22 protein-coding genes are annotated in these 17,702 nt (G+C 68.4%); 3 read left to right on the forward strand and 19 right to left on the reverse strand.

Translation table 11 applies throughout. From position 1 onward, the window contains the following. Position 1 precedes the first annotated feature (1 nt). From ABGI63_RS01765 to ABGI63_RS01790, 6 genes are read right to left on the reverse strand one after another with little or no spacing between them, the layout of a single operon-like run. Positions 2 to 553: an SRPBCC family protein gene (locus tag ABGI63_RS01765; protein ID WP_349740744.1), complete on the reverse strand. Its 552-nt coding sequence runs from the start codon at positions 551 to 553 to the stop codon at positions 2 to 4. After that, on the reverse strand, positions 544 to 1,722 hold the full coding sequence (locus ABGI63_RS01770; protein WP_349740745.1) for a vWA domain-containing protein: 1,179 nt from the start codon (positions 1,720 to 1,722) through the stop codon (positions 544 to 546). The genes ABGI63_RS01765 and ABGI63_RS01770 overlap by 10 nt, the downstream gene beginning before the upstream one ends. Further along, positions 1,715 to 2,593, reverse strand: coding sequence for an AAA family ATPase (locus tag ABGI63_RS01775; RefSeq protein WP_349740746.1), 879 nt, complete (start codon positions 2,591 to 2,593; stop codon positions 1,715 to 1,717). The genes ABGI63_RS01770 and ABGI63_RS01775 overlap by 8 nt, the downstream gene beginning before the upstream one ends. Further along, entirely contained in the window at positions 2,593 to 3,381 is a 789-nt protein-coding gene (locus ABGI63_RS01780) for an FAD binding domain-containing protein (RefSeq protein ID WP_349740747.1), read from the reverse strand. Before ABGI63_RS01780 ends, ABGI63_RS01775 begins: the two co-directional genes overlap by 1 nt. A gap of 15 nt (positions 3,382 to 3,396) precedes the next feature. Further along, positions 3,397 to 5,751 carry a xanthine dehydrogenase family protein molybdopterin-binding subunit gene (locus ABGI63_RS01785; RefSeq protein ID WP_349740748.1) on the reverse strand — a complete coding sequence of 785 codons (2,355 nt, stop codon included), beginning with the start codon at positions 5,749 to 5,751 and terminating at the stop codon, positions 3,397 to 3,399. A 13-nt stretch (positions 5,752 to 5,764) separates the two neighbouring features. Next, on the reverse strand, positions 5,765 to 6,235 hold the full coding sequence (locus tag ABGI63_RS01790) for a (2Fe-2S)-binding protein (protein ID WP_349740749.1): 471 nt from the start codon (positions 6,233 to 6,235) through the stop codon (positions 5,765 to 5,767). Between the two features lie 282 nt (positions 6,236 to 6,517). On the opposite strand from ABGI63_RS01790, the gene ABGI63_RS01795 reads away from it, so the two are divergent. After that, a complete protein-coding gene (locus tag ABGI63_RS01795; RefSeq protein ID WP_349740750.1) occupies positions 6,518 to 7,510 on the forward strand; it encodes an XdhC family protein in 993 nt (330 codons plus the stop codon). A 14-nt stretch (positions 7,511 to 7,524) separates the two neighbouring features. On the opposite strand, the gene ABGI63_RS01800 is transcribed toward ABGI63_RS01795, so the two are convergent. Further along, positions 7,525 to 7,647: a hypothetical protein gene (locus ABGI63_RS01800; protein ID WP_262971916.1), complete on the reverse strand. Its 123-nt coding sequence runs from the start codon at positions 7,645 to 7,647 to the stop codon at positions 7,525 to 7,527. Between the two features lie 152 nt (positions 7,648 to 7,799). On the opposite strand from ABGI63_RS01800, the gene ABGI63_RS01805 reads away from it, so the two are divergent. After that, positions 7,800 to 8,447: a glutathione S-transferase family protein gene (locus ABGI63_RS01805; protein ID WP_349740751.1), complete on the forward strand. Its 648-nt coding sequence runs from the start codon at positions 7,800 to 7,802 to the stop codon at positions 8,445 to 8,447. Positions 8,448 to 8,451: 4 nt separating this feature from the next. Continuing rightward, positions 8,452 to 9,075, forward strand: coding sequence for a histidine phosphatase family protein (locus ABGI63_RS01810; RefSeq protein WP_349740752.1), 624 nt, complete (start codon positions 8,452 to 8,454; stop codon positions 9,073 to 9,075). On the opposite strand, the gene ABGI63_RS01815 is transcribed toward ABGI63_RS01810, so the two are convergent. The 12 genes from ABGI63_RS01815 to ABGI63_RS01870 form a co-directional block, all read right to left on the reverse strand. Next, positions 9,076 to 10,554, reverse strand: a complete 1,479-nt coding sequence (locus tag ABGI63_RS01815; RefSeq protein WP_349740753.1) for a ComEC/Rec2 family competence protein — start codon at positions 10,552 to 10,554, stop codon at positions 9,076 to 9,078. Positions 10,555 to 10,612: 58 nt separating this feature from the next. Then, positions 10,613 to 11,416, reverse strand: coding sequence for a hypothetical protein (locus ABGI63_RS01820; protein WP_349740754.1), 804 nt, complete (start codon positions 11,414 to 11,416; stop codon positions 10,613 to 10,615). A 9-nt stretch (positions 11,417 to 11,425) separates the two neighbouring features. Continuing rightward, the gene (locus tag ABGI63_RS01825; RefSeq protein ID WP_349740755.1) at positions 11,426 to 11,989 is read right to left on the reverse strand and encodes a response regulator; all 564 of its coding nucleotides are present in this window, start codon (positions 11,987 to 11,989) and stop codon (positions 11,426 to 11,428) included. Between the two features lie 171 nt (positions 11,990 to 12,160). Continuing rightward, positions 12,161 to 12,547, reverse strand: a complete 387-nt coding sequence (locus ABGI63_RS01830; RefSeq protein WP_349740756.1) for a DUF4148 domain-containing protein — start codon at positions 12,545 to 12,547, stop codon at positions 12,161 to 12,163. Positions 12,548 to 12,788: 241 nt separating this feature from the next. After that, on the reverse strand, positions 12,789 to 13,481 hold the full coding sequence (gene aqpZ / locus ABGI63_RS01835) for an aquaporin Z (RefSeq protein WP_137943840.1): 693 nt from the start codon (positions 13,479 to 13,481) through the stop codon (positions 12,789 to 12,791). Between the two features lie 138 nt (positions 13,482 to 13,619). After that, a complete protein-coding gene (locus ABGI63_RS01840; protein WP_349740757.1) occupies positions 13,620 to 14,171 on the reverse strand; it encodes a GNAT family N-acetyltransferase in 552 nt (183 codons plus the stop codon). Positions 14,172 to 14,173: 2 nt separating this feature from the next. Beyond that, positions 14,174 to 14,773: a ClpP family protease gene (locus tag ABGI63_RS01845; protein WP_349740758.1), complete on the reverse strand. Its 600-nt coding sequence runs from the start codon at positions 14,771 to 14,773 to the stop codon at positions 14,174 to 14,176. A gap of 70 nt (positions 14,774 to 14,843) precedes the next feature. Then, positions 14,844 to 15,254, reverse strand: a complete 411-nt coding sequence (locus ABGI63_RS01850; protein ID WP_349740759.1) for a nuclear transport factor 2 family protein — start codon at positions 15,252 to 15,254, stop codon at positions 14,844 to 14,846. After that, entirely contained in the window at positions 15,247 to 15,687 is a 441-nt protein-coding gene (locus tag ABGI63_RS01855; protein ID WP_349740760.1) for an NUDIX hydrolase, read from the reverse strand. The genes ABGI63_RS01850 and ABGI63_RS01855 overlap by 8 nt, the downstream gene beginning before the upstream one ends. Continuing rightward, on the reverse strand, positions 15,684 to 16,262 hold the full coding sequence (locus ABGI63_RS01860) for a GNAT family N-acetyltransferase (RefSeq protein WP_349740761.1): 579 nt from the start codon (positions 16,260 to 16,262) through the stop codon (positions 15,684 to 15,686). Before ABGI63_RS01860 ends, ABGI63_RS01855 begins: the two co-directional genes overlap by 4 nt. 31 nt (positions 16,263 to 16,293) lie before the next feature. Further along, on the reverse strand, positions 16,294 to 16,950 hold the full coding sequence (locus tag ABGI63_RS01865) for a DJ-1/PfpI family protein (protein WP_349740763.1): 657 nt from the start codon (positions 16,948 to 16,950) through the stop codon (positions 16,294 to 16,296). Continuing rightward, positions 16,947 to 17,678 carry an SDR family NAD(P)-dependent oxidoreductase gene (locus tag ABGI63_RS01870; RefSeq protein ID WP_349740764.1) on the reverse strand — a complete coding sequence of 244 codons (732 nt, stop codon included), beginning with the start codon at positions 17,676 to 17,678 and terminating at the stop codon, positions 16,947 to 16,949. Before ABGI63_RS01870 ends, ABGI63_RS01865 begins: the two co-directional genes overlap by 4 nt. Between the last annotated feature and the right edge of the window lie 24 nt (positions 17,679 to 17,702).

The raw sequence follows: 17,702 nt of genomic DNA on the forward strand, positions 1-17,702 counted from the left end.
CTCAACGCCCGCTGCTGAAGATCCGCCCCAGCCAGCCCAGATACCAGTCCAGAAAGCGCTGGAAGGCGCTCTTGGGCGGGGCCGGTGGCTCGGCCGGTGCCACCCCATAGCGCTCGGCCAGCGCCGCGTTGAAGGCCGCGAAGAAGTCGCCGGCCATCTTCTGCGCGGCCATATCGACCAGGCGCGAACCGATCTGCGCGATCTTGCCGCCGACGCTGGCCACCACGGTGTAGTGCAGCAGGGTCTGGGCCGGGCCCAGCGTCTCCAGCCGCACCTGGGCAGTGCCCTTGCCGTGCCCGGCCGCGCCGCCCGAGCCCTCGAAGGCGAGCTGGTAGCTGGTCGGCGGCTGCAGGTCGGAGAGCTTGAGCTTGCCCTTGAACTTCGCCTTGACCGGGCCGATCGCGACCGCGAGCAGGACCTCGTATTCGTTCTCTCCAGTGGGCGTCAGCGCTTCGCAGCCGGTGATGGCGGCCTTCAGCATCTCGGTGTCGTTGAGCGCGGCCCAGGCCTGGGCCTGGGCGACGGGAAGGGTTTCTTGTCCGGTCAGTTGCATAAGGTGTTCACCAGATCTTCAAGACTGGCGAGATTGTGGGCGGGAAGATGAGCGCTGACCTCGGGCAGCAAGGCCTTGATGCCTGCCGCCCTGGGCTCGAAGCCCTCGAAGCGCAAGAGCGGGTTCAGCCAGATCAGGCGCCGGCAGGACAGGCGCAGACGGCGCGCCTCGAAGGCCAGGGCCTCGGCACTGTCACCCTGCTCCAGGCCGTCGGTGATCAAGAGCACCGTCGTGTCGCTGCTCAGCACGCGGCGGGCCCAATCATGGTTGAACTGGTGCAGGCAGGCGCTGATGCGGGTGCCGCCCGACCAGTCGGCCACCGCGCGCGCGACGGCGCCCACCGCGATATCGGGGTCGCGCTGCTGCAGCAGCCGGGTAATGGCCGTCAGCCGCGTGCCGAAGACAAAGCTCGTGACCCTGGGCGCATGACGGCGCTCGGCCGGATTGGCCAGGCCATGGGCCAGATGCAAGAGCATGCGCGAATAACGGCTCATCGAGCCGGAGATATCGGCCAGGATCAGCAGCGGCGCGATCTTGCCCCTGGGCCGGCGCCAGCACGGCGGCGCCAGCTCCTCGCGGGTCTGCGCGCGCATCGTGGCACGCCAGTCGAAGCGGCCCTGGGCCGAAGGCCGGAAGCGGCGCGTGGGCCGGGTCTCGAAGAAGGGACGCAGCCGCGCCAGCAGGCGCTTGGCGGCGGCCCATTCCTCGGCCGTCATCGTCTCGAAATCGCGCTGGCGCAGCAGCTCCTGATCGCTCCAGCTGAGCCGGGCATCGATCTCGATCTGCTGCTCCGGTTCACGCGGCTCCTGACGCTGCCCCTGCGGGAACAGCGCATCGGCCAGGCGTCGGTTCTCCGGCGGCGGCGGGGTGCCGGGTTGGGCCTGGGCGCGCGGCAACATCATCGCCATCACCCGGCCCAGCAGATCGGGGTCGCGCCAGAACAGGTAGAAGGCCTGTTCGAACAAGGGCCGGTGCGCCGCGCGGTCAATCAGGCAGGCGGCCAGCGTGGCCTTGAAATCGGCACGCGACGCCAGCCCGGCCACCTGCAGCGCCTGCAGGCACAGCTGCACCCGGTCCGTGCCCACGGCCATGCCGGACTGGCGCAGCACGCGGGCGAAGTGCATCACATTGGCCGCCAGGTGCGCCGGCAGATCGGGCGACTCAGCCATGGTGCGTGGCCACCCTCACCTGCTCCAGCAGCCGCGCCGCCTCCGAGCCCTGCACCTTGGCGATGTCGTCCTGGTATTTCAGGAGCACGCCCAGCGTGTTGCTGACCGTCTCCGGGTCCAGCACCAGGGCGTTGAGTTCCAGCAGCGCGCGCGACCACTCGATGGTCTCGGCCACACCGGGCAGCTTGTACAGGTCCAGCGTGCGCAGGCCCTGGATGAAGGCGACGATCTGGCGCGACAGCGCCTCGCCGGCACCGGGCACCTTGAGCCGCAGGATCTGCAGCTCGCGCTGTGCATCGGGGAAATCGACCCAGTGATAGAGGCAGCGGCGCTTGACCGCGTCGTGGATCTCGCGGGTGCGATTGCTGGTCAGCACCACGATGGGCGGCTCGGCGGCCTTGATCACACCCAGCTCGGGGATGCTGAGCTGGAAGTCGCTCAGCAGCTCCAGCAGAAAGGCCTCGAAAGGCTCGTCGGCACGGTCCAGCTCGTCGATCAAGAGTACCCCCGGCTGTTCCAGGGCCTGCAGCAGCGGCCGCGCGATCAGGAAGCGGCGCGCGAACAAGTCATCGCCGCTCAGTCCGCCGCTCTTGATCTCCAGCATCTGGCGCGCATGGTTCCACTCATAGGCCGCGCTGGCCAGATCCAGGCCCTCGTAGCATTGCAGCCGTATCAGCGGCCGCCCCAGCATCGCGGCCAGGGCCTTGGCGATCTCGGTCTTGCCGGTGCCCGGCTCGCCCTCCAGGAACAGCGGGCGCTGCAGGCGCAGGGCCAGGAAGACGGCGGTGGCCAGCTCGCGCTGGGCCACATAGCCCTGGGCCAGCAGTTGTGCCGCCGTTTCGTCGATGCTGGCGGGCAATGCCGCCGCCATCAGCTGGCCGCCACCGCGCGCCCGGCCAGCACCGGAATCAGCGCGGCCCGGTAGGCCGCCGAGCCATGCAGATCGTTGTTCAGGCCCGCGTCGCTGATGCTGACCGTCATCGTCGCCGCCTGGCTCCAGCTGGCGCTCAGCGCCTGCTCCAGCGCCGTGGCGCGGAACACGCAAGACCCGGCACCGGTCACGGCCACGCGCACGCCGCCGGCCGTCTTCGCGACGAACACGCCGACGATGGAGAAGCGCGAGGCCGGTTGCTTGAACTTCTGCCAGCCGGCCTTCTCCGGGACGGGGAAGCTCACCGAGCTGATGATCTCGCCCTCGGCCAGCGCGGTCTCGTACAGGCCCTTGAAGAAATCATCGGCCGCAATCGAGCGCCGGTCGGTGTGGATGGTGGCGTTCAAGGCCAGCACCGCCGCCGGATAGCAGGCGGCCGGGTCGTTATTGGCCAGGCTGCCGCCGATCGTGCCGCGGTTGCGCACCTGGCGGTCGCCGATGCGGCCGGCCAGATCGGCCAGTGCCGGTATCGCGGCGGCCAGCTCCTTGGACGATGCCACCGCCGCGTGCGTGCTCATCGCGCCGATCGTGACCTTGCCGGCCTCGACCTTGATGCCCTTCAGATCGGCCAGGCCGGACAGATCGATCAAGGCCTCGGGCGCGGCCAGGCCCTGCTTGATCGCGGCCAGCAGGGATTGGCCGCCGGCCAGGATCTTGGCCTCGCTATTGGCCCGCACGGCCTGGGCCGCGTCGGCGACGCTGGCGGCTTGTTGGTAGGCGAATGTCATGCTGTGCTCCCCGGTTCAACGCTTGGCTTGGATGGCCTGCCACACGGTGTGCGGCGTCGCCGGCATCGGCAGGTCCTTGACGCCGATGGCATCGCAGATCGCATTGATCACCGCCGGCGGTGATCCGATCGCGCCGGCCTCGCCGCAGCCCTTGACGCCCAGCGGGTTGTGCGTGCAGGGCGTGCCCTTGGCCGTGCGGATATTGAAGCTGGGCAGGTCGTCGGCGCGCGGCATCGCATAGTCCATATAGCTGCCGGTCAAGAGCTGGCCGCTCTCGGTGTCATAGATGCCATGCTCCAGCAGCGCCTGGCCTATGCCTTGCGCGATGCCGCCCTGCACCTGGCCTTCGACAATCATCGGGTTGACGATGTTGCCGAAGTCATCGACCGCGCTGAAGCGGTCCACCCGCACGACGCCGGTGGCCGGATCGACCTCGACCTCGCAGACATAGGACCCGGCCGGATAGGTGAAATTGGTCGGGTCGTAGAAGGCGTTCTCGTTCAGGCCGGGCTCCAGCTTGTCGAGCGGATAGTTGTGCGGCACATAGGCGGTCAGCGAGACGGACGCGAAGGGCACGCTCTTGTCGGTACCCGCCACCTTGAAGATACCGTTCTCGAATTCGATGTCGGTGTCGGCCGCCTCCAGCAGATGGGCGGCGATCTTCTTGCCCTTGGCGATCACCTTGTCGACCGCCTTGATGATGGCCGTGCCGCCGACCGACAGCGAGCGGCTGCCATAGGTGCCCATGCCGAACAGCACCTTGGCGGTGTCGCCGTGCTCGATGCTCACATCGTCGATAGGAATCCCGAGCCGGTCCGCGACCACCTGGGCAAACGTCGTCTCATGGCCCTGCCCATGCGAATGGCTGCCGGTGAAGATGGTCACCTTGCCGGTCGGATGCACCCGCACCTCGCCGGCCTCGAACAGGCCGGCCCGTGCGCCCAGGGCGCCGGCGATGTTGGACGGCGCCAGGCCGCAGGCCTCGATATAGGTCGAGTAGCCGATGCCGCGCTTGAACCCCTTGGCCTCGGACACCGCCTTGCGCGCCGCGAAGCCGGCCACATCGGCCAGCTCGATGACTTCCTTGAGCGTCGCGTCGTAGTCGCCGATGTCGTAGGTCAGGCCCACCGGCGTCGCGTAGGGGAAGCTGTGGATGAAGTTGCGGCGGCGGATCTCGGCCGGGTTCAGGCCCAGCTCCTTGGCCGCCGTCTCGACCAGGCGCTCGACCACATAGGTGGCCTCGGGCCGGCCGGCACCGCGGTAGGCATCGACCGGCGCGGTGTTGCTGAAAACGCCGGTGACCTCGGCATAGATCTTGGGTGTCGTGTACTGGCCGGCCAGCAGCGTGGCGTAGAGAATGGTCGGCACGCTGGACGCGAAGGTCGACAGATAGGCACCCAGGTTCGCGGTGGTGTGGACCCGCATCGCCAGGAACTTGCCGCCGGCGTCGAGTGCCAGCTCGGCCACGGTCGCATGGTCGCGGCCGTGGGCATCGCTCAGAAAGGCCTCGGAGCGGTCCGCCGTCCACTTGATCGGCCGGCCGACCTGCTTGCTGGCCCAGGTCAGCGCGGTCTCCTCGTTGTAGAGAAAGATCTTGGAGCCGAAGCCGCCGCCGACATCGGGCGCGACCACGCGCAGCTTGTGCTCCGGAATGCCCAGCACGAAGGCGCACATCAGCAGCCGCGCCACATGGGGGTTCTGGCTGGTGGTGTAGAGCGTGTAGCTGTCGTCGCTGGCGTTGTAGGCGGCATTGGCCGCGCGCGGCTCGATGGCATTGGGGATCAGCCGGTTGTTGCGGAACTCCAGCCGCGTCACATGGGCGGCGCCGACAAAGGCCGCGTCGGCGCCGGCCTTGTCGCCGCAGCCCCAGGTATAGCAGACGTTGTCCGGCGCTTCCTCATGCACCTGGCCCGCATGGCCCTTGGCGGCGGCGGTGTCGACCGCCGGCACCAGCTCCTCGTAGTCGATCGCTATCAGCTGGGCGGCGGCCTTGGCCTCGGCATAGCTCTCGGCCACCACCAGGGCCACCGGATCGCCGACATAGCGGACCTTGCCGTCGGCCAGGATCGGGTGCTTGGGCTCCTTCATCGGGCTGCCGTCCAGGCTGTTGATCAGCCAGCCGCAGGGCAGGCCGCCGATCGCGCGGAAGTGCTCGCCGGTGTAGACGCCCAGCACGCCCTCGGCCGCCGCCGCGCCTGCCGTGTCCACGCTCTTGATGCGCGCATGGGCATAGGGCGAGCGCAGGAAGTAGGCATAAGTCTGGCGCGGCAGCACGATGTCATCGGTGTACTGCCCCCGCCCGGTCAGAAAGCGCGCGTCCTCGCGGCGCTTGACGCTCTGGCCGATGAAACCTTCTTTGGGTGCGTTCATGGTGCGGCCTCCATCACTTCATGTTTTGCGCGCCGAGCTGCACGGCGCGCACGATGTTCTGGTAGCCGGTACAGCGGCAGATATTGCCCTCCAGCCCCTCGCGGATATCGGTCTCTGAGCTGCAGCGGTGGTGCTGCACCAGGTCGACCGCGCTCATCACCATGCCGGGCGTGCAGAAGCCGCATTGCAGGCCGTGGCACTCCTTGAACGCGGCCTGCATCGGGTGCATCTCCCCGCCGGCCGGTGACAGGCCCTCGATGGTGGTGATCTCGGCGCCGACCGCCTGCACGGCCAGCATCGAACAGCTCTTCACCGCGCGCCCGTCCAGGTGCACGGTGCAGGCCCCGCACTGGCTGGTGTCGCAGCCCACATGGGTGCCGGTCAGCGCGAGGTCCTCGCGCAGGAATTGCACCAGCAGGCGGTCCGGCGCGATCTCGCGCGTGACCGGCTTGCCGTTGACCTTGAGCGTGATCTTGTGGCTCATTGGCTTGTCTCCTTGTTGTCGTCAGCGATCCATCAGCGACCATCGTCGCGGCAGCCCGCCGCGGGCGCTATCTACCGTTTACCCGCATGTATGCCCATACATGGGGCGCTTCAGTCCGGGCATGCTGCCCCGGCTTGGCACAGCTGTGCCAGCTTGGTGCCCACTTGCACCAGACCTGCGGGTCAACCCGGATTCACCGCAGCTCAGGCAAGGCCGGCCGCTATCGGGTATGTTCGACGCCTGTGTCGCCCGGGCGCCGGGCTAGAGTCTCAAAGAACGCTTATGGACAATGTTGATCTGAATGTGCTGCGCCAGGTATCGAGCTGGATGAGCGAGGGCCGGCGCGTCGTGCTGGGCACCATCACCCGCACCTGGGGCTCGGCGCCCCGGCCGGTGGGCTCGGTGGTGGCGGTGCGCGACGACGGCCTGATCGCCGGCTCGGTTTCGGGCGGCTGCATCGAGGACGATCTGATCGCCAAGGTGCGCGAGGGCGCGCTGACCCTGAGCAGACCCGAGCTGATCCGCTACGGCGTCGGCGCCGAAGAGGCCACCCGCTTCGGCCTGCCCTGCGGCGGCACCTTGGAGCTGGTGCTGGAGCCGCTCAGCGCGGCCTCGCAGATCCCGGCCCTGCTGGCCCGTCTGGCGGCCGGCGAGCGGGTGCAACGCGAGCTGGACCTGGCCAGCGGCGCGGTGCGCTTGCTGGCCCCGCAGGCCCATGCCGATGTGGTGCGCCTGAGCGAGACGCAGCTGGTCACCCACCACGGCCCGCAATGGCGCTTGCTGATCATCGGCGCCGGCCAGCTGACCCAGTACCTGGCCAGCATGGCGCTGGCGCTGGACTACCAGGTGCTGGTCTGCGATCCGCGCGACGAGTACCAGCCCGACATTCCCGGCGCCACCCTGACGCGCGAGATGCCGGACGACGTGGTGCAGCGCTTTGCCCCCGACGGCCACTGCGCCATCGTCGCGCTGACCCACGACCCCAAGCTCGACGACCTGGCCCTGATGGAAGCGCTGGGCAGCCCGGCCTTCTATGTCGGCGCGATCGGCTCGCGGGTCAACCAGGCCAAGCGCAAGGCCCGCCTGGCCGAGCATTTCGGCATGAGCGAGGCCCAGCTCGCGCGGCTGCACGGCCCGGTCGGCCTGAACATCGGCGCCCGCACGCCGCCCGAGATCGCGCTGTCCATCCTGGCCCATATGACGGCCGAGCGTTATGGCGTGAGCCTGGCGAGCTCGCAGCAGGGCTCGGGCAGCGAGGCCGGCTGCGTGGTCTGAGCACCAGCCCTCGCCTACTTCTTCCGCCCCCGCTCCGCCACCGGCGGCGCCAAGGCGCCCGGGTCGGCGGGCTTGCTGATCGGCGGGTCCTTCTTCGGTTTCTTCGCTTCCTTATTGCCGCGCTGGCCCTTGGACATGGCTGATCTCTCCTGCAATGACGGAATTCCGCCGGTGAGCCAGCTTGCATGAAGCCGATCGCGTCGTCCGTGCGCTGGCGCACCTCGCTGCGCCCACACCGTCACAAGCTGGCGCTACGATGCCGCCCATCGATCACGCCCGGCCCCACCCCATGATCCAGCTGCACTACCACCCGAGCAATGCCAGCTTCGCGCCCCACATCGTCCTGAACGAACTGGCCGTGCCGTTCGAGCTGAAGCTGGTCGACCGCGCCGCTGGCGCCCACAAGTCGGCCGACTATCTGAAGCTCAACCCCAACGGGCTGATCCCGGTGCTGGTCGATGGCGAGCTGGTGCTGTATGAGACCGCCGCCATCCTCCTGCACCTGGCCGACACCCACCCCGAGGCCAGCCTGGTGCCGCCGCTGGCCACGGCCGAGCGGGCCCAGTTCTACAAATGGCTGATCTGGCTGACCAACACCTTCCAGCCCCTGGTCCTGGCCTACTACTACCCCGAACGCTGGGTGGTCGAGGGCAATGCGGAGGGCGTGGCCCAGGTCAAGGCGCAGGCCGAGGCGCGCATCGCGCCGCTGCTGGACCAGCTGGAGGCCCAGCTGGCCAGCCACGACGGCCCCTGGCTGCTGGGCCAGCGCTACAGCGTGGCCGACGCGCTGGCCTTCATGCTGTGCCGCTGGACCCGCGGCTTCGCCCGGCCGGCGCGCAGCCTGCCGCTGCTGGGCGTCTATCTGCAGCGCATGCTGGAACGCCCGGCGGTGCAGCAGGCCATCGCCACCGAGCAGCTGCCCCAACCCTGGATCTGAAGCCATGACCGAGCTGATATTGATACGCCATGGCGAAACCGACTGGAATCGCCGCCAGTGCTTCCAGGGCCATCTCGATGTGCCGCTCAACGCACGCGGCCTGGCCCAGGCCGAACGCCTGGGCGCGCGGCTGGCGGCCGAGCGCATCGATGCGCTGGTGGTCAGCGATCTGATGCGCACCCGCCAGACCGCCGCGCCACTGGCCGGCCAGACCAAGCTGGTGCCCAGCTACACGCCGACCTTGCGCGAGCAGGCCTTCGGCATCCTCGAAGGCCTGACCTTCGAGGACATCCGCGTCCAGCATCCGGCCGAGTTCGCGCTCTGGGCCAAGCACGAGCCCGACTACGCGCTGCCCGGCGGCGCCGAGAGCCGCACGCTGTTCCACCGCCGCGTCATCGCCGCGCTGCAGCAGCTGGCCACCCAGCACAGCGGCCAGCGCCTGGCCGTCGTGACCCATGGCGGCGTACTCGACATGGTCTGGCGCACGGCCAAGGGCCTGAGCCTGCATGGCGCCCGCGAATGCGCGATTCCGAACACCGGCATCAACCGCGTGCAGCTCAAGGACAGCGGCGGCTTCGAGATCCTCGGCTGGGCCGATGACGAGCATGTACGGGATCTGGCGGACTAGCTAGAACCTCGACCTGATCTTGCGCACGCTCCAGCTGTGGTCCTTCTCGTTGAGCGTCGCGCAGACAATGGTCTCGCCGTCCGTGCGGATATTGACCAGGCCGTAGACCAGGCCGGCCACAACCAGGGTGCTGCCCAGCGTGCGCGTGGTCTTGCTGGGATTCAGATCGCCGGCCTTGGTGACGGCGGCCTCGATGCGGATCTTGGCCAGCTCGGCCTGCTCGTGCGCGTGGTCGGGCGTGATCAGGCGCAGCGGCTTGCCGAGCTGCACGCTGCGGGCGATTTCGGTCGAGTAGACCAGCGGCGTGACGATGCGATCCTGCTCGACCTGCAGATGACCGGTGGTGGCGCTGGCCGCGACGATGGCCGGGCGCGGATGGTCGTGGCCCTCGCTGTCGCCCGATGAGATCACCGTGACGGCCGGCCGCAGCGCGGCCAGGAACTCGTAGCTCACATCGTCGCTGCCATGGTGGCAGGCCTTGGCCACATCGCACTGGAACTCGATGCGCCGGCCCGCATAATCGTCCAGCAGCGCGCGCTGGCTGGCGGTGTTGAGGTCGCCGGTCAAGAGGATGCGGGCGCGGCCATGGTCCAGGCGTAGCAGCACGCTATTGCCGTTGGTGTTCTGGCTGGGCGCCGAGGCATAGCTGTGCAAGGCGGGTTTGCCGGCCAGCGTCTGCTCCCAGGGCCCCAGCACCTTGATCGCGACGCCGCCGCCGGCGCCATCGAAACCGGGCAGGAAGCCGTCCTTCTGGCTCAGGCGGCGCACCGGCGTGATGCGGCCGGCAGCGGTGCGGGCCTTGCACACATGGCCCATGAAGCCGGCCCACTCGCCCTGCAGTCGCGGCTCGGCGCCGGGCTTCAGCGCGGCCAGCACCTCGTTGCGGCTGCCCATCAGCTGGGTCAGCCAGCGCTTGTCGGCCGAGCTCGGGCCCAGCCAGCGCTGGCCGTTGGCCGGGTTGGTCCACCAGGCCACACCGGCGTGATAGAAGGCCTCGACCTGCAGCTTCTTGGCATCGAGCTCGGCGGTCTGCGCCACATCGAGCAGATCGGCCAGGCCGCCGTAATGGTCGGCATCGCAGTGCGAGGCGATCATCGCGTCGAGCTTGATGGTGTCGCGACCATAGTCCTTGGCGAATTTCCAGTCGACGAAGTCGGCCGCATTCTTGCCGCTGGGCTGCTTGCTGCGCGCATAGCCGCCGTCGATCATCAGATGCCGGTCGTCGGGCGTGCGTATCAGGATGCCGTCACCCTGGCCCACATCGATGATGTAGACCTCCAGCAGCGACTGTCCGCCCAGCGCCGCGTTGTCGACCCAGCCGGTCTTGCCGCGCGCGCGCACCTTGGAGCGGCTCGGTCCCGCCTCCAGCAGTTGGGCCCGGTCACCCCAGAGCAGCTCCAGCCGGACCTGGCTGCCGCTGGCCGCCTGGTAGAGCCGGGCGGTGTCGCTGCCGATGTACTTCGTGACGCTGTCGTTCATCGCGGGCTCCTGCTGCATGCGGGCCGAGCCGATTGTGAACGCATAGTCGTGGCGACGCCTACTCGCTGACCGGCAAGGCCTTCAGATAGTCGTGCAGCTGGCGCGCCACCGCCTCGCGGTCGGCCAGGCCCTCGGGCAGCGGCGGCATGGTCGTGCCCGGTCTCACCGCGCTGGGATTGAGCAGCCAGCGCTGCCAGGTGGTGGCATCGATCTGCTTGGCGCGGGCCGCCAGATTGATGGGCATCTTGTCGCCGCCAAAGCCGTTGACCTGGTGGCAGTTCAGACAGAACTTCTGCGCCAGGCCGGCCTGGAGCTCGAAGCCCGGCGCCAGCCCGGGCGGCAGCAGGGCCGTCTTGCTGCTGGTGCGCAGCGCAATCTGGGCGACCTGATAGGGCCAGCCGCTGGCGCCCTCGGCCTGCAACTCGGGCGCGGCGATATTGTCCCAGACCAGGTAGTAGGGCCCGAGGGGCACGCGCTTCTGGTTCTGCTCCAGATTGTCGACCACGAACTCGCTGCCGTCCTGGCGGCCCAGCACCAGATAGGCGCGCTGCCTGGTGCCGAAGCGCTCGACCGGAATGCGCGAGACATAGCCGTCCAGCGCACGGAACTCGATCTCCTTGCCGGGCGTCTTCTGCCAGTCGGGCCCCAGATGGGCGTTCAGCACCTGGGCGATCGGATAGCCCAGATAGCTCAGGCGCACCTGCTTGCCACCGACGCTCAGATGCGGCTCGATCACCGTGACCGGCTGTGGCGGCGCGCCCAGACTGGCCTGCAGCACGGCCGGTGTCGGCAGCACCTGGGCCCACAGCGCCGGGGCGACGGCGAGCAGGGCGGGAACCAGCGAGAGATGGCGATAGCGCATGGGCAGGGGTCAGGCCTTGCGCGGCTTGCGCATCGAGACCAGGGCCTCGACCCGCTTGAGCAGCTCGCGGTCGTTCCAGGGCTTCTTGAACAGGCCGTAGATCCCCTGCACATCGTGCACCCGGGTGTGCAGCTCGTCGTGGCCGGTGATCGCGATGATGGGCAGATCCTCGGTCTCCAGACTGCCCTGCACATCGGCAATCAGCTCGAAGCCGTCCTTGTTGGGCATTTCCAGGTCGGTGACCATCACATTGAAGTGCTGCTGGGCCAGTTGCTCCAGCGCGTCGACGCCATCCTTGGCCAGGGTGACGCGGTAGCCGGCGCTCTCGAACAGCTTGCCCAGCTTGGCGCGCGCCACCGCCGAGTCGTCGACCAGCAGCAGCGAGGCCGGCTGGCCCTGCTCGGCCAAGGTCATCGGCTGGGTCGGCGGCAGCATCGTGCCCGGGGCCGCCCGGGTGTTGTCCAGATCGTCGCCACGGCGGCGGCTGATGACCAGCACCACAATGGCCAGCGGCACCGCGATCAACAGCGGCAGCAGATAGGGTCCGAGCAATTCCGGGACTTCAAAAGGCATGACGGGGTTCTCCTGAGCTCGGCCAGCCCTCCACGGCCCGCTGAGGCCGCTCATTCTCCCACTGTCGGATCCGATTCAAGCAATAGAAAAGGCGACACAAGGTCGCCTTTGTCGTGAGGCTGACGCAATCGGCCGGGCCCGCGGCGACCCGGCCTGTGCATCCGCCCGGGCTTATTGCGCGCTGCGCGGCTGGCCGGCGAGCGTCTGCGGCAGCGGGCGGGTCTGCGGGCCATGGGCGAAGTCGGCATGCTCGCTGTTCAGCAAGGCCAGCTCACCGCTGACGCGGGCTTGCTGCAGCTCGGCCAGCACGGCGGCGCGGCTCTTGGTCGACACGGTCGAGATCTGCGGTGCATAGGACTCGCTGTTGAGGCGATCCAGCGCGCCGCTCTGGCGGGCTTTTTGCAGCTCGGCCAGCACGGCGGCGCGGGTCTGCGGCGCCGCGACGCTCACGCTCACATCGCTGTCGCGACCCAGTTCGTTGAAGGCCCCGCCCCGGGCCATCGCGGCACCGGTGGTCGACAGCAGGGCAAGGGCGATGACGGCGGTCAGCTTGTTCATGATGGTTGTTTCCTTTTCAGCTTGCGGATTGATTGGGGTTGAGGCTCTGGAGCCAGCGATGCTTGTTGTCGGTATCGCCGTGTCCATGGGCCGAACTTTGAACCTCGGGCCGCTGAAGAAAAACCGGCGGCGCTGCAACTGAGCATTCAGGATTTCACAAGAATGCCGGTGCAACGCCCATGAAAAAGCCGGCCCGCAGGCCGGCTTTCGTCATCGAAGGGTCAGGTCTTGCCGCGATCGATCAGGACTTGGCGCCGACCACGCGGTAGGCCGCCGCGCCCAGCAGCGCGCCGACGATGGGGGCCAGCCAGAACAGCCACAGCTGCTGCACCGCCCAGCCGCCGACATAGATCGCCACGCCGGTGCTGCGCGCCGGGTTGACCGAGGTGTTGGTGACCGGGATGCTGATCAGGTGGATCAGGGTCAGGGCCAGGCCGATCGCGATCGGCGCAAAGCCGGCCGGCGCGCGGCCGTCGGTGGCGCCCAGGATGATGATCAGGAAGAAGGCCGTCAGCACCACCTCGGTGATCAGCGCCGCCTGCATCGAGTAGCCGCCGGGCGAGTGCTCGCCGAAGCCGTTCGACGCGAAACCGGCCGACACATCAAAGCCGGCCTTGCCGCTGGCGATCAGATAGAGCACGCCGCCGGCCGCCAGACCGCCCAGCACCTGGGCAATGATGTAGGGCAGCAGCTGCGAGGCCGGGAAGCGCCCGCCGGCCCACAGGCCCACCGAGACGGCCGGGTTGAAATGCCCGCCCGAGATATGGCCCACCGCGTAGGCCATGGTCAGCACCGTCAGGCCGAAGGCCAGCGACACGCCGACGAAGCCGATGCCCAGGCCCGGAAAGGCCGCCGCCAGCACCGCGCTGCCGCAGCCCCCCAGCACCAGCCAGAACGTGCCCAGGAATTCGGCACCATATTGCTTTGTTGTCATCGTTTCTTCCTCCACCAAAGGTTCAATCCGCCGGCCGGTCCAAGTTGCCGCCGGCGGCTGCGCCGCATCATGATGCAAGCCCCGTGACAAGGCAAGGCCAGGAATGTCCCTTGGGCAGGGGCCAGGTCTTGCTGGTCCTCAGCGATCCGACCCCGCCACCAGCGAGAACACCGAGGCCGGCACCGACAGGCCGCGGATGTTCAGGCGCTGGCGGGCCACGCATTCCAGCAGCGCGCCGGACTTGCGGGCCACCGCCTCGCTGGGCCGGTTGCCCTCAGCGACGATGATCTCAACCCGCCGCAGCCCCAGCACGCCGAAAGCATGAGCCGCCAGGGCCTGGACACAGCGGCCGGCCACCCCCTGCCCTTGCCGCGATTGCCGCACCCAGTAGCCCAGATTGCAGTAGAGATGCTGGGGGTTGATCAGGTTCAGGCCAGCGCCGCCGATGAAAGCGTCGGTCTCGCGGTCGAAGATGCCGAACTCATGGGCCGTGCCCGCTGCGGCGCCGGCCCGGCAGGCGGCGAACCAGTCAAGCGCATCCTGCTCGCTGTAGCCCTCGCTGCACCAGGGCATCCAGCGCCCCACCGTCACGACCGACTCGCGCGCAGCGGCCGCGAAGGCCAACGCATCGCCGTCATCGAAAGGGCGCAGCAGCAGGCTGTCGCCAGCCGTCAGCGGTGTCGAATGCAAGCTCAGCCCAGCTCTTGCTGGCGCTCGATGACGCGCGAGACGATGCCGTACTCGATCGCCTCGGCGGCGCTCATCCAGTGGTCGCGTTCCATATCGGTCTGCACGCGCTCGAGTTTCTGGCCGGTCTTCTTGGCGATGACCTGGGCGATGCGCTCGCGGGTGCGCAGGATCTCGCGCGCCTGGATCGCAATGTCCGAGGCCTGGCCGCCGGCGCCGCCGGCCGGCTGGTGGATCATGAAGCGGGTGTTGGGCAGACAGACGCGGCGCTCCTTGGGCGGCGCCAGGAAGATATGGGCGCCGGCGCTGGCTACCCAGCCGGTGCCCACCGTGGTGACCGGGGCACGCACGAAATTGATCATGTCGTGGATCGCGTCGCCCGATTCCACATGGCCGCCCGGCGAGGAGATCAGCAGCGTGATCGGCGCATCGGACTCGGCCGCCAGCGCCAGCAGGCGGCGGCAGGTGGCATGGGCAACCGTGTCGCTGATCTCGCCGAACAGCAGCACGAAGCGCGATTTGAAGGACAGCTGCTCCTCCAGACGGTCGGGGCGATCGCCGGCGGTGGGCGCGGATTCGGCGGCAAGGGTGTGGGCGTGAATCATCGAAGAAGTCTCCGGAACATGGATGGCTGGTGGTGATTGTGGCGCATGCGTCGGCAGCGCCGGATCGGGTTCAGCTGGCCGGCTTGATCGCCGTGGCCTGCGACCACACGACCTGCCACTGACCCTGGGCATTGCGCTCGTACGTGTCGATATGCCAGCAGCGAAACGGCGCGCTGCCCTCGAAGGCCAGCGTGGCCTGGTAGCGTATCGCCGCGCTGTCCTGGCCGCTGACGCGCACCGCCATCTCGGCATCCGGCTCCCAGCGCAGGTATCGCAGCGTGCCCTGCGCTATCTTGCCCAGGTATTGATCGCGGCTGAAGGCCGCGCCACCCGGTGTGATCAGCTGGAAGTCGGGCGCATGCAGCGGGCTGGCCAGTGCCATGTCGGCGGCGACCAGCGCGCGCAGGCGGCTGCGTTCGAGCCTGCGGATGTGGTCGGCCAGCGCGATGCCGGCGCTGCTGCTCTGCTGTGCGTCACTCATCGCCGCCACCCTCCTCGGCCGCCAATGCATTGCGAACAGAGGTCCGATAGCCGGCCGGCAGATTCGCCGGCAAGGCTTCGGGCCCAAACAAGCCAATCTGTCTGTGCTCAGGACTCAGCCGGGGCGCGAACCCCGCCCCCGCCGACAGCCGGGCCCGATAGGTGCAGATAAACACCTGCTTGCCGGGGACCACCTCGAAGAGATAGGCATCCAGCGGTGACGCATCGACCTCCACTCGCAGCCCCAGCTCCTCCTCGATCTCGCGCGCCAGGCATTCGTGCGGTAGCTCACCGGGCTCAATGCGGCCGCCGGGCAGCTCCCATTCTTCGCGCTCATTGAGCATCAGCAAGAGCTCGCCGTTCGGTGCGCGCAGCACGGCCTTGATCGAGACCGGGTAGCGGTGATCGCCCGGCGGCGACACGATGGTCGTCACAGCAAATCCTTGCCGACCCAGACACTGCCATCGCCGTCATCGCGCAGTTGCTCGAAGCCGGCCGCGAGATAGAGTTTCAACGGGCCGAAGTGGTTGTCGGCGGCGCTAGCCGGATCGGTGCGCGGATTGGCCTCAACGCGGGCCATGCCCTGCTCCTGCAAGCCATCACAAGCGGCGTCCAGCAGAACCTTTGCAATGCCCTGGCCGCGCTGGCTGGGGGCCACCAAAAAGCACATGATCGTGCCGGTACGTGCCAACTCCTCGGGCGAAGTCTGCAGCGGCGGTTCATCGTCCAGTGCATGCAGCAGCGGGCGCGGCGCCGCATTGACCCAGCCGACCACGCGGCCCTCGCGATAGGCCAGATAGCCCTGCATCCGGCCGGTCGCTATGCGCCGCGCGGCACAGTCACGGTTTTCGTCGGCCGTGCGCGCCTTCCAGTTGACGACCCGGTGGTCCTCATAAAAGCACTGGCAGTAGCAAAAGGCCCAGCGCGGGTTGTCGCTGAAAGCCTCGCCATCGAAGAAGGCCATGAAGTCGGCCTGGCGCTCAGGGGAGAGCGGGTGGATCTCGATCATTGAAGACTCCATTCTGAATTCGGTAGCGCGCTCAGCGCTCGCCCGCTGCACCGCGCCAGTGACCGAGGCGCCAGCTTATTGCAGCAGAGGTACTCATCAGCCCGAGGGCCTCGGCAGTAGCCGTCGCATAACGGACATAGGCCCAGGGTTGAGCCGTGATGACGGTGGGGCCGCCATCATCGGACCGGTCGACCATCACATCGGCATGTTCGAAGCGCAAGCCTTCCCAGAAAGCTTCGGTGAAAGCCACGGCCTCGGCGCCGGCATGCTCGCTGGTGTAGTTGTGCGTGCCACGCCGGCCCCGCAGCAGGCCGGCGCTGGCCAGCACCAGATTACCGGCGCAGATACCGGCCAGCACAGCGCCCCGCTCGGCAGCGGTGCGCAGGCAGGGCGTCGCGAGCTGCTGCGGGATGATGGAGCCCGGATCGCCGCCCGGCACCAGCACCGCCGCCAGCTCACCCGGATCTCGCGCCAGATCGGCATAACTGCCCTGCGGCAGGATGCAAGCGCCCATCGAGGCCAGATGCGGCGCACCATCTGGTGTGTAGTAACGCAACGCGCTACCAAGACTCGCCAGCAGTTCGGCCGCCAACGCGATCTCGAAGAAGATACAGCCCGGATAGAGCAGCACAGCTACAGGCCTTGCCGCAGCCGTGTTTGCCGGGTCCTCTGCGTCGTCAAGACTCATATCTGCACATGCGCCGTTGACCCGCCATCGACATACCAGTTCGCCCCCGCGACAAAGCTGGCCGCCGGGCTTGAGACGAAGGCCACGACGCGGGCGATCTCCTCGGGCGTGGCCAGGCGCTGCAGCGGGTTGCGCTGCACAACCTTCGCGAACTGATCCGGCTCCTCGCGACGCACCCGGTCCCAGAAGCCATCGACCGCCAGGGTATCGCCAGGCGACACGGTGTTGACGCGCACGCTGGGCAGCAGGCGAGCCGACAGCGACTTCATGTAGTGCGCCAGCGCCGCCTTGGCCGCACCATAGGCCGCCGAGTTGGGCGCCGCCAGCGAGCCGGCCTTGGAGCCGATATAGGTGATGGCCGCATGCGGTGAGCGCTGCAACCAGGGCACGGCGGCCTCGGTGGCCTCCACCGTGGCGCGGATATCGCTGCGTATCGCCTGCTCCCAGTCGCCGCTGAGCGCGCTGACATTGGGCACAAAGATGTCGAAGCCGCCCAGCGAGCCCAGCCAGTCGCGCAGCGCTGGCGTGTCGGTGATATCGAGCGCGCGGGCGCTGACCCGACCGGGCAGGCACTCCAGCGCTCGCAGCGCGGCCTCGATGCGGCCCGGATCACGCGCGCAAAACATCACCTCGCAGCCCTCGGCGGCCAAGGTGCGCACGATGGCCGCGCCTATGCCCGAGGAGCCGCCGGTGACCACAGCCCTCAGGCCTTTGAGTTGCAGATCCATCGTTGTTGAACCCGATCATGCGGC

The sequence above is a fragment of the Roseateles cavernae genome, assembly GCF_040187885.1.
Classification (GTDB): domain Bacteria; phylum Pseudomonadota; class Gammaproteobacteria; order Burkholderiales; family Burkholderiaceae_C; genus Roseateles_E; species Roseateles_E cavernae.

Excerpts from the sequence above, each read along its gene's own strand:
- ABGI63_RS01800 (WP_262971916.1), bottom strand. The coding sequence starts at position 7,647 with ATGTCCAAGGGCCAGCGCGGCAATAAGGAAGCGAAGAAACCGAAGAAG.
- ABGI63_RS01870 (WP_349740764.1), bottom strand. The coding sequence starts at position 17,678 with ATGGATCTGCAACTCAAAGGCCTGAGGGCTGTGGTCACCGGCGGCTCC.
- ABGI63_RS01775 (WP_349740746.1), bottom strand. The coding sequence starts at position 2,593 with ATGGCGGCGGCATTGCCCGCCAGCATCGACGAAACGGCGGCACAACTG.
- ABGI63_RS01830 (WP_349740756.1), bottom strand. The coding sequence starts at position 12,547 with ATGAACAAGCTGACCGCCGTCATCGCCCTTGCCCTGCTGTCGACCACC.
- ABGI63_RS01845 (WP_349740758.1), bottom strand. The coding sequence starts at position 14,773 with ATGATTCACGCCCACACCCTTGCCGCCGAATCCGCGCCCACCGCCGGC.
- ABGI63_RS01765 (WP_349740744.1), bottom strand. The coding sequence starts at position 553 with ATGCAACTGACCGGACAAGAAACCCTTCCCGTCGCCCAGGCCCAGGCC.
- ABGI63_RS01770 (WP_349740745.1), bottom strand. The coding sequence starts at position 1,722 with ATGGCTGAGTCGCCCGATCTGCCGGCGCACCTGGCGGCCAATGTGATG.
- ABGI63_RS01795 (WP_349740750.1), top strand. The coding sequence starts at position 6,518 with ATGGACAATGTTGATCTGAATGTGCTGCGCCAGGTATCGAGCTGGATG.
- ABGI63_RS01785 (WP_349740748.1), bottom strand. The coding sequence starts at position 5,751 with ATGAACGCACCCAAAGAAGGTTTCATCGGCCAGAGCGTCAAGCGCCGC.
- aqpZ (WP_137943840.1), bottom strand. The coding sequence starts at position 13,481 with ATGACAACAAAGCAATATGGTGCCGAATTCCTGGGCACGTTCTGGCTG.
- ABGI63_RS01810 (WP_349740752.1), top strand. The coding sequence starts at position 8,452 with ATGACCGAGCTGATATTGATACGCCATGGCGAAACCGACTGGAATCGC.
- ABGI63_RS01815 (WP_349740753.1), bottom strand. The coding sequence starts at position 10,554 with ATGAACGACAGCGTCACGAAGTACATCGGCAGCGACACCGCCCGGCTC.
- ABGI63_RS01820 (WP_349740754.1), bottom strand. The coding sequence starts at position 11,416 with ATGCGCTATCGCCATCTCTCGCTGGTTCCCGCCCTGCTCGCCGTCGCC.
- ABGI63_RS01860 (WP_349740761.1), bottom strand. The coding sequence starts at position 16,262 with ATGATCGAGATCCACCCGCTCTCCCCTGAGCGCCAGGCCGACTTCATG.
- ABGI63_RS01805 (WP_349740751.1), top strand. The coding sequence starts at position 7,800 with ATGATCCAGCTGCACTACCACCCGAGCAATGCCAGCTTCGCGCCCCAC.
- ABGI63_RS01865 (WP_349740763.1), bottom strand. The coding sequence starts at position 16,950 with ATGAGTCTTGACGACGCAGAGGACCCGGCAAACACGGCTGCGGCAAGG.
- ABGI63_RS01790 (WP_349740749.1), bottom strand. The coding sequence starts at position 6,235 with ATGAGCCACAAGATCACGCTCAAGGTCAACGGCAAGCCGGTCACGCGC.
- ABGI63_RS01825 (WP_349740755.1), bottom strand. The coding sequence starts at position 11,989 with ATGCCTTTTGAAGTCCCGGAATTGCTCGGACCCTATCTGCTGCCGCTG.
- ABGI63_RS01780 (WP_349740747.1), bottom strand. The coding sequence starts at position 3,381 with ATGACATTCGCCTACCAACAAGCCGCCAGCGTCGCCGACGCGGCCCAG.
- ABGI63_RS01850 (WP_349740759.1), bottom strand. The coding sequence starts at position 15,254 with ATGAGTGACGCACAGCAGAGCAGCAGCGCCGGCATCGCGCTGGCCGAC.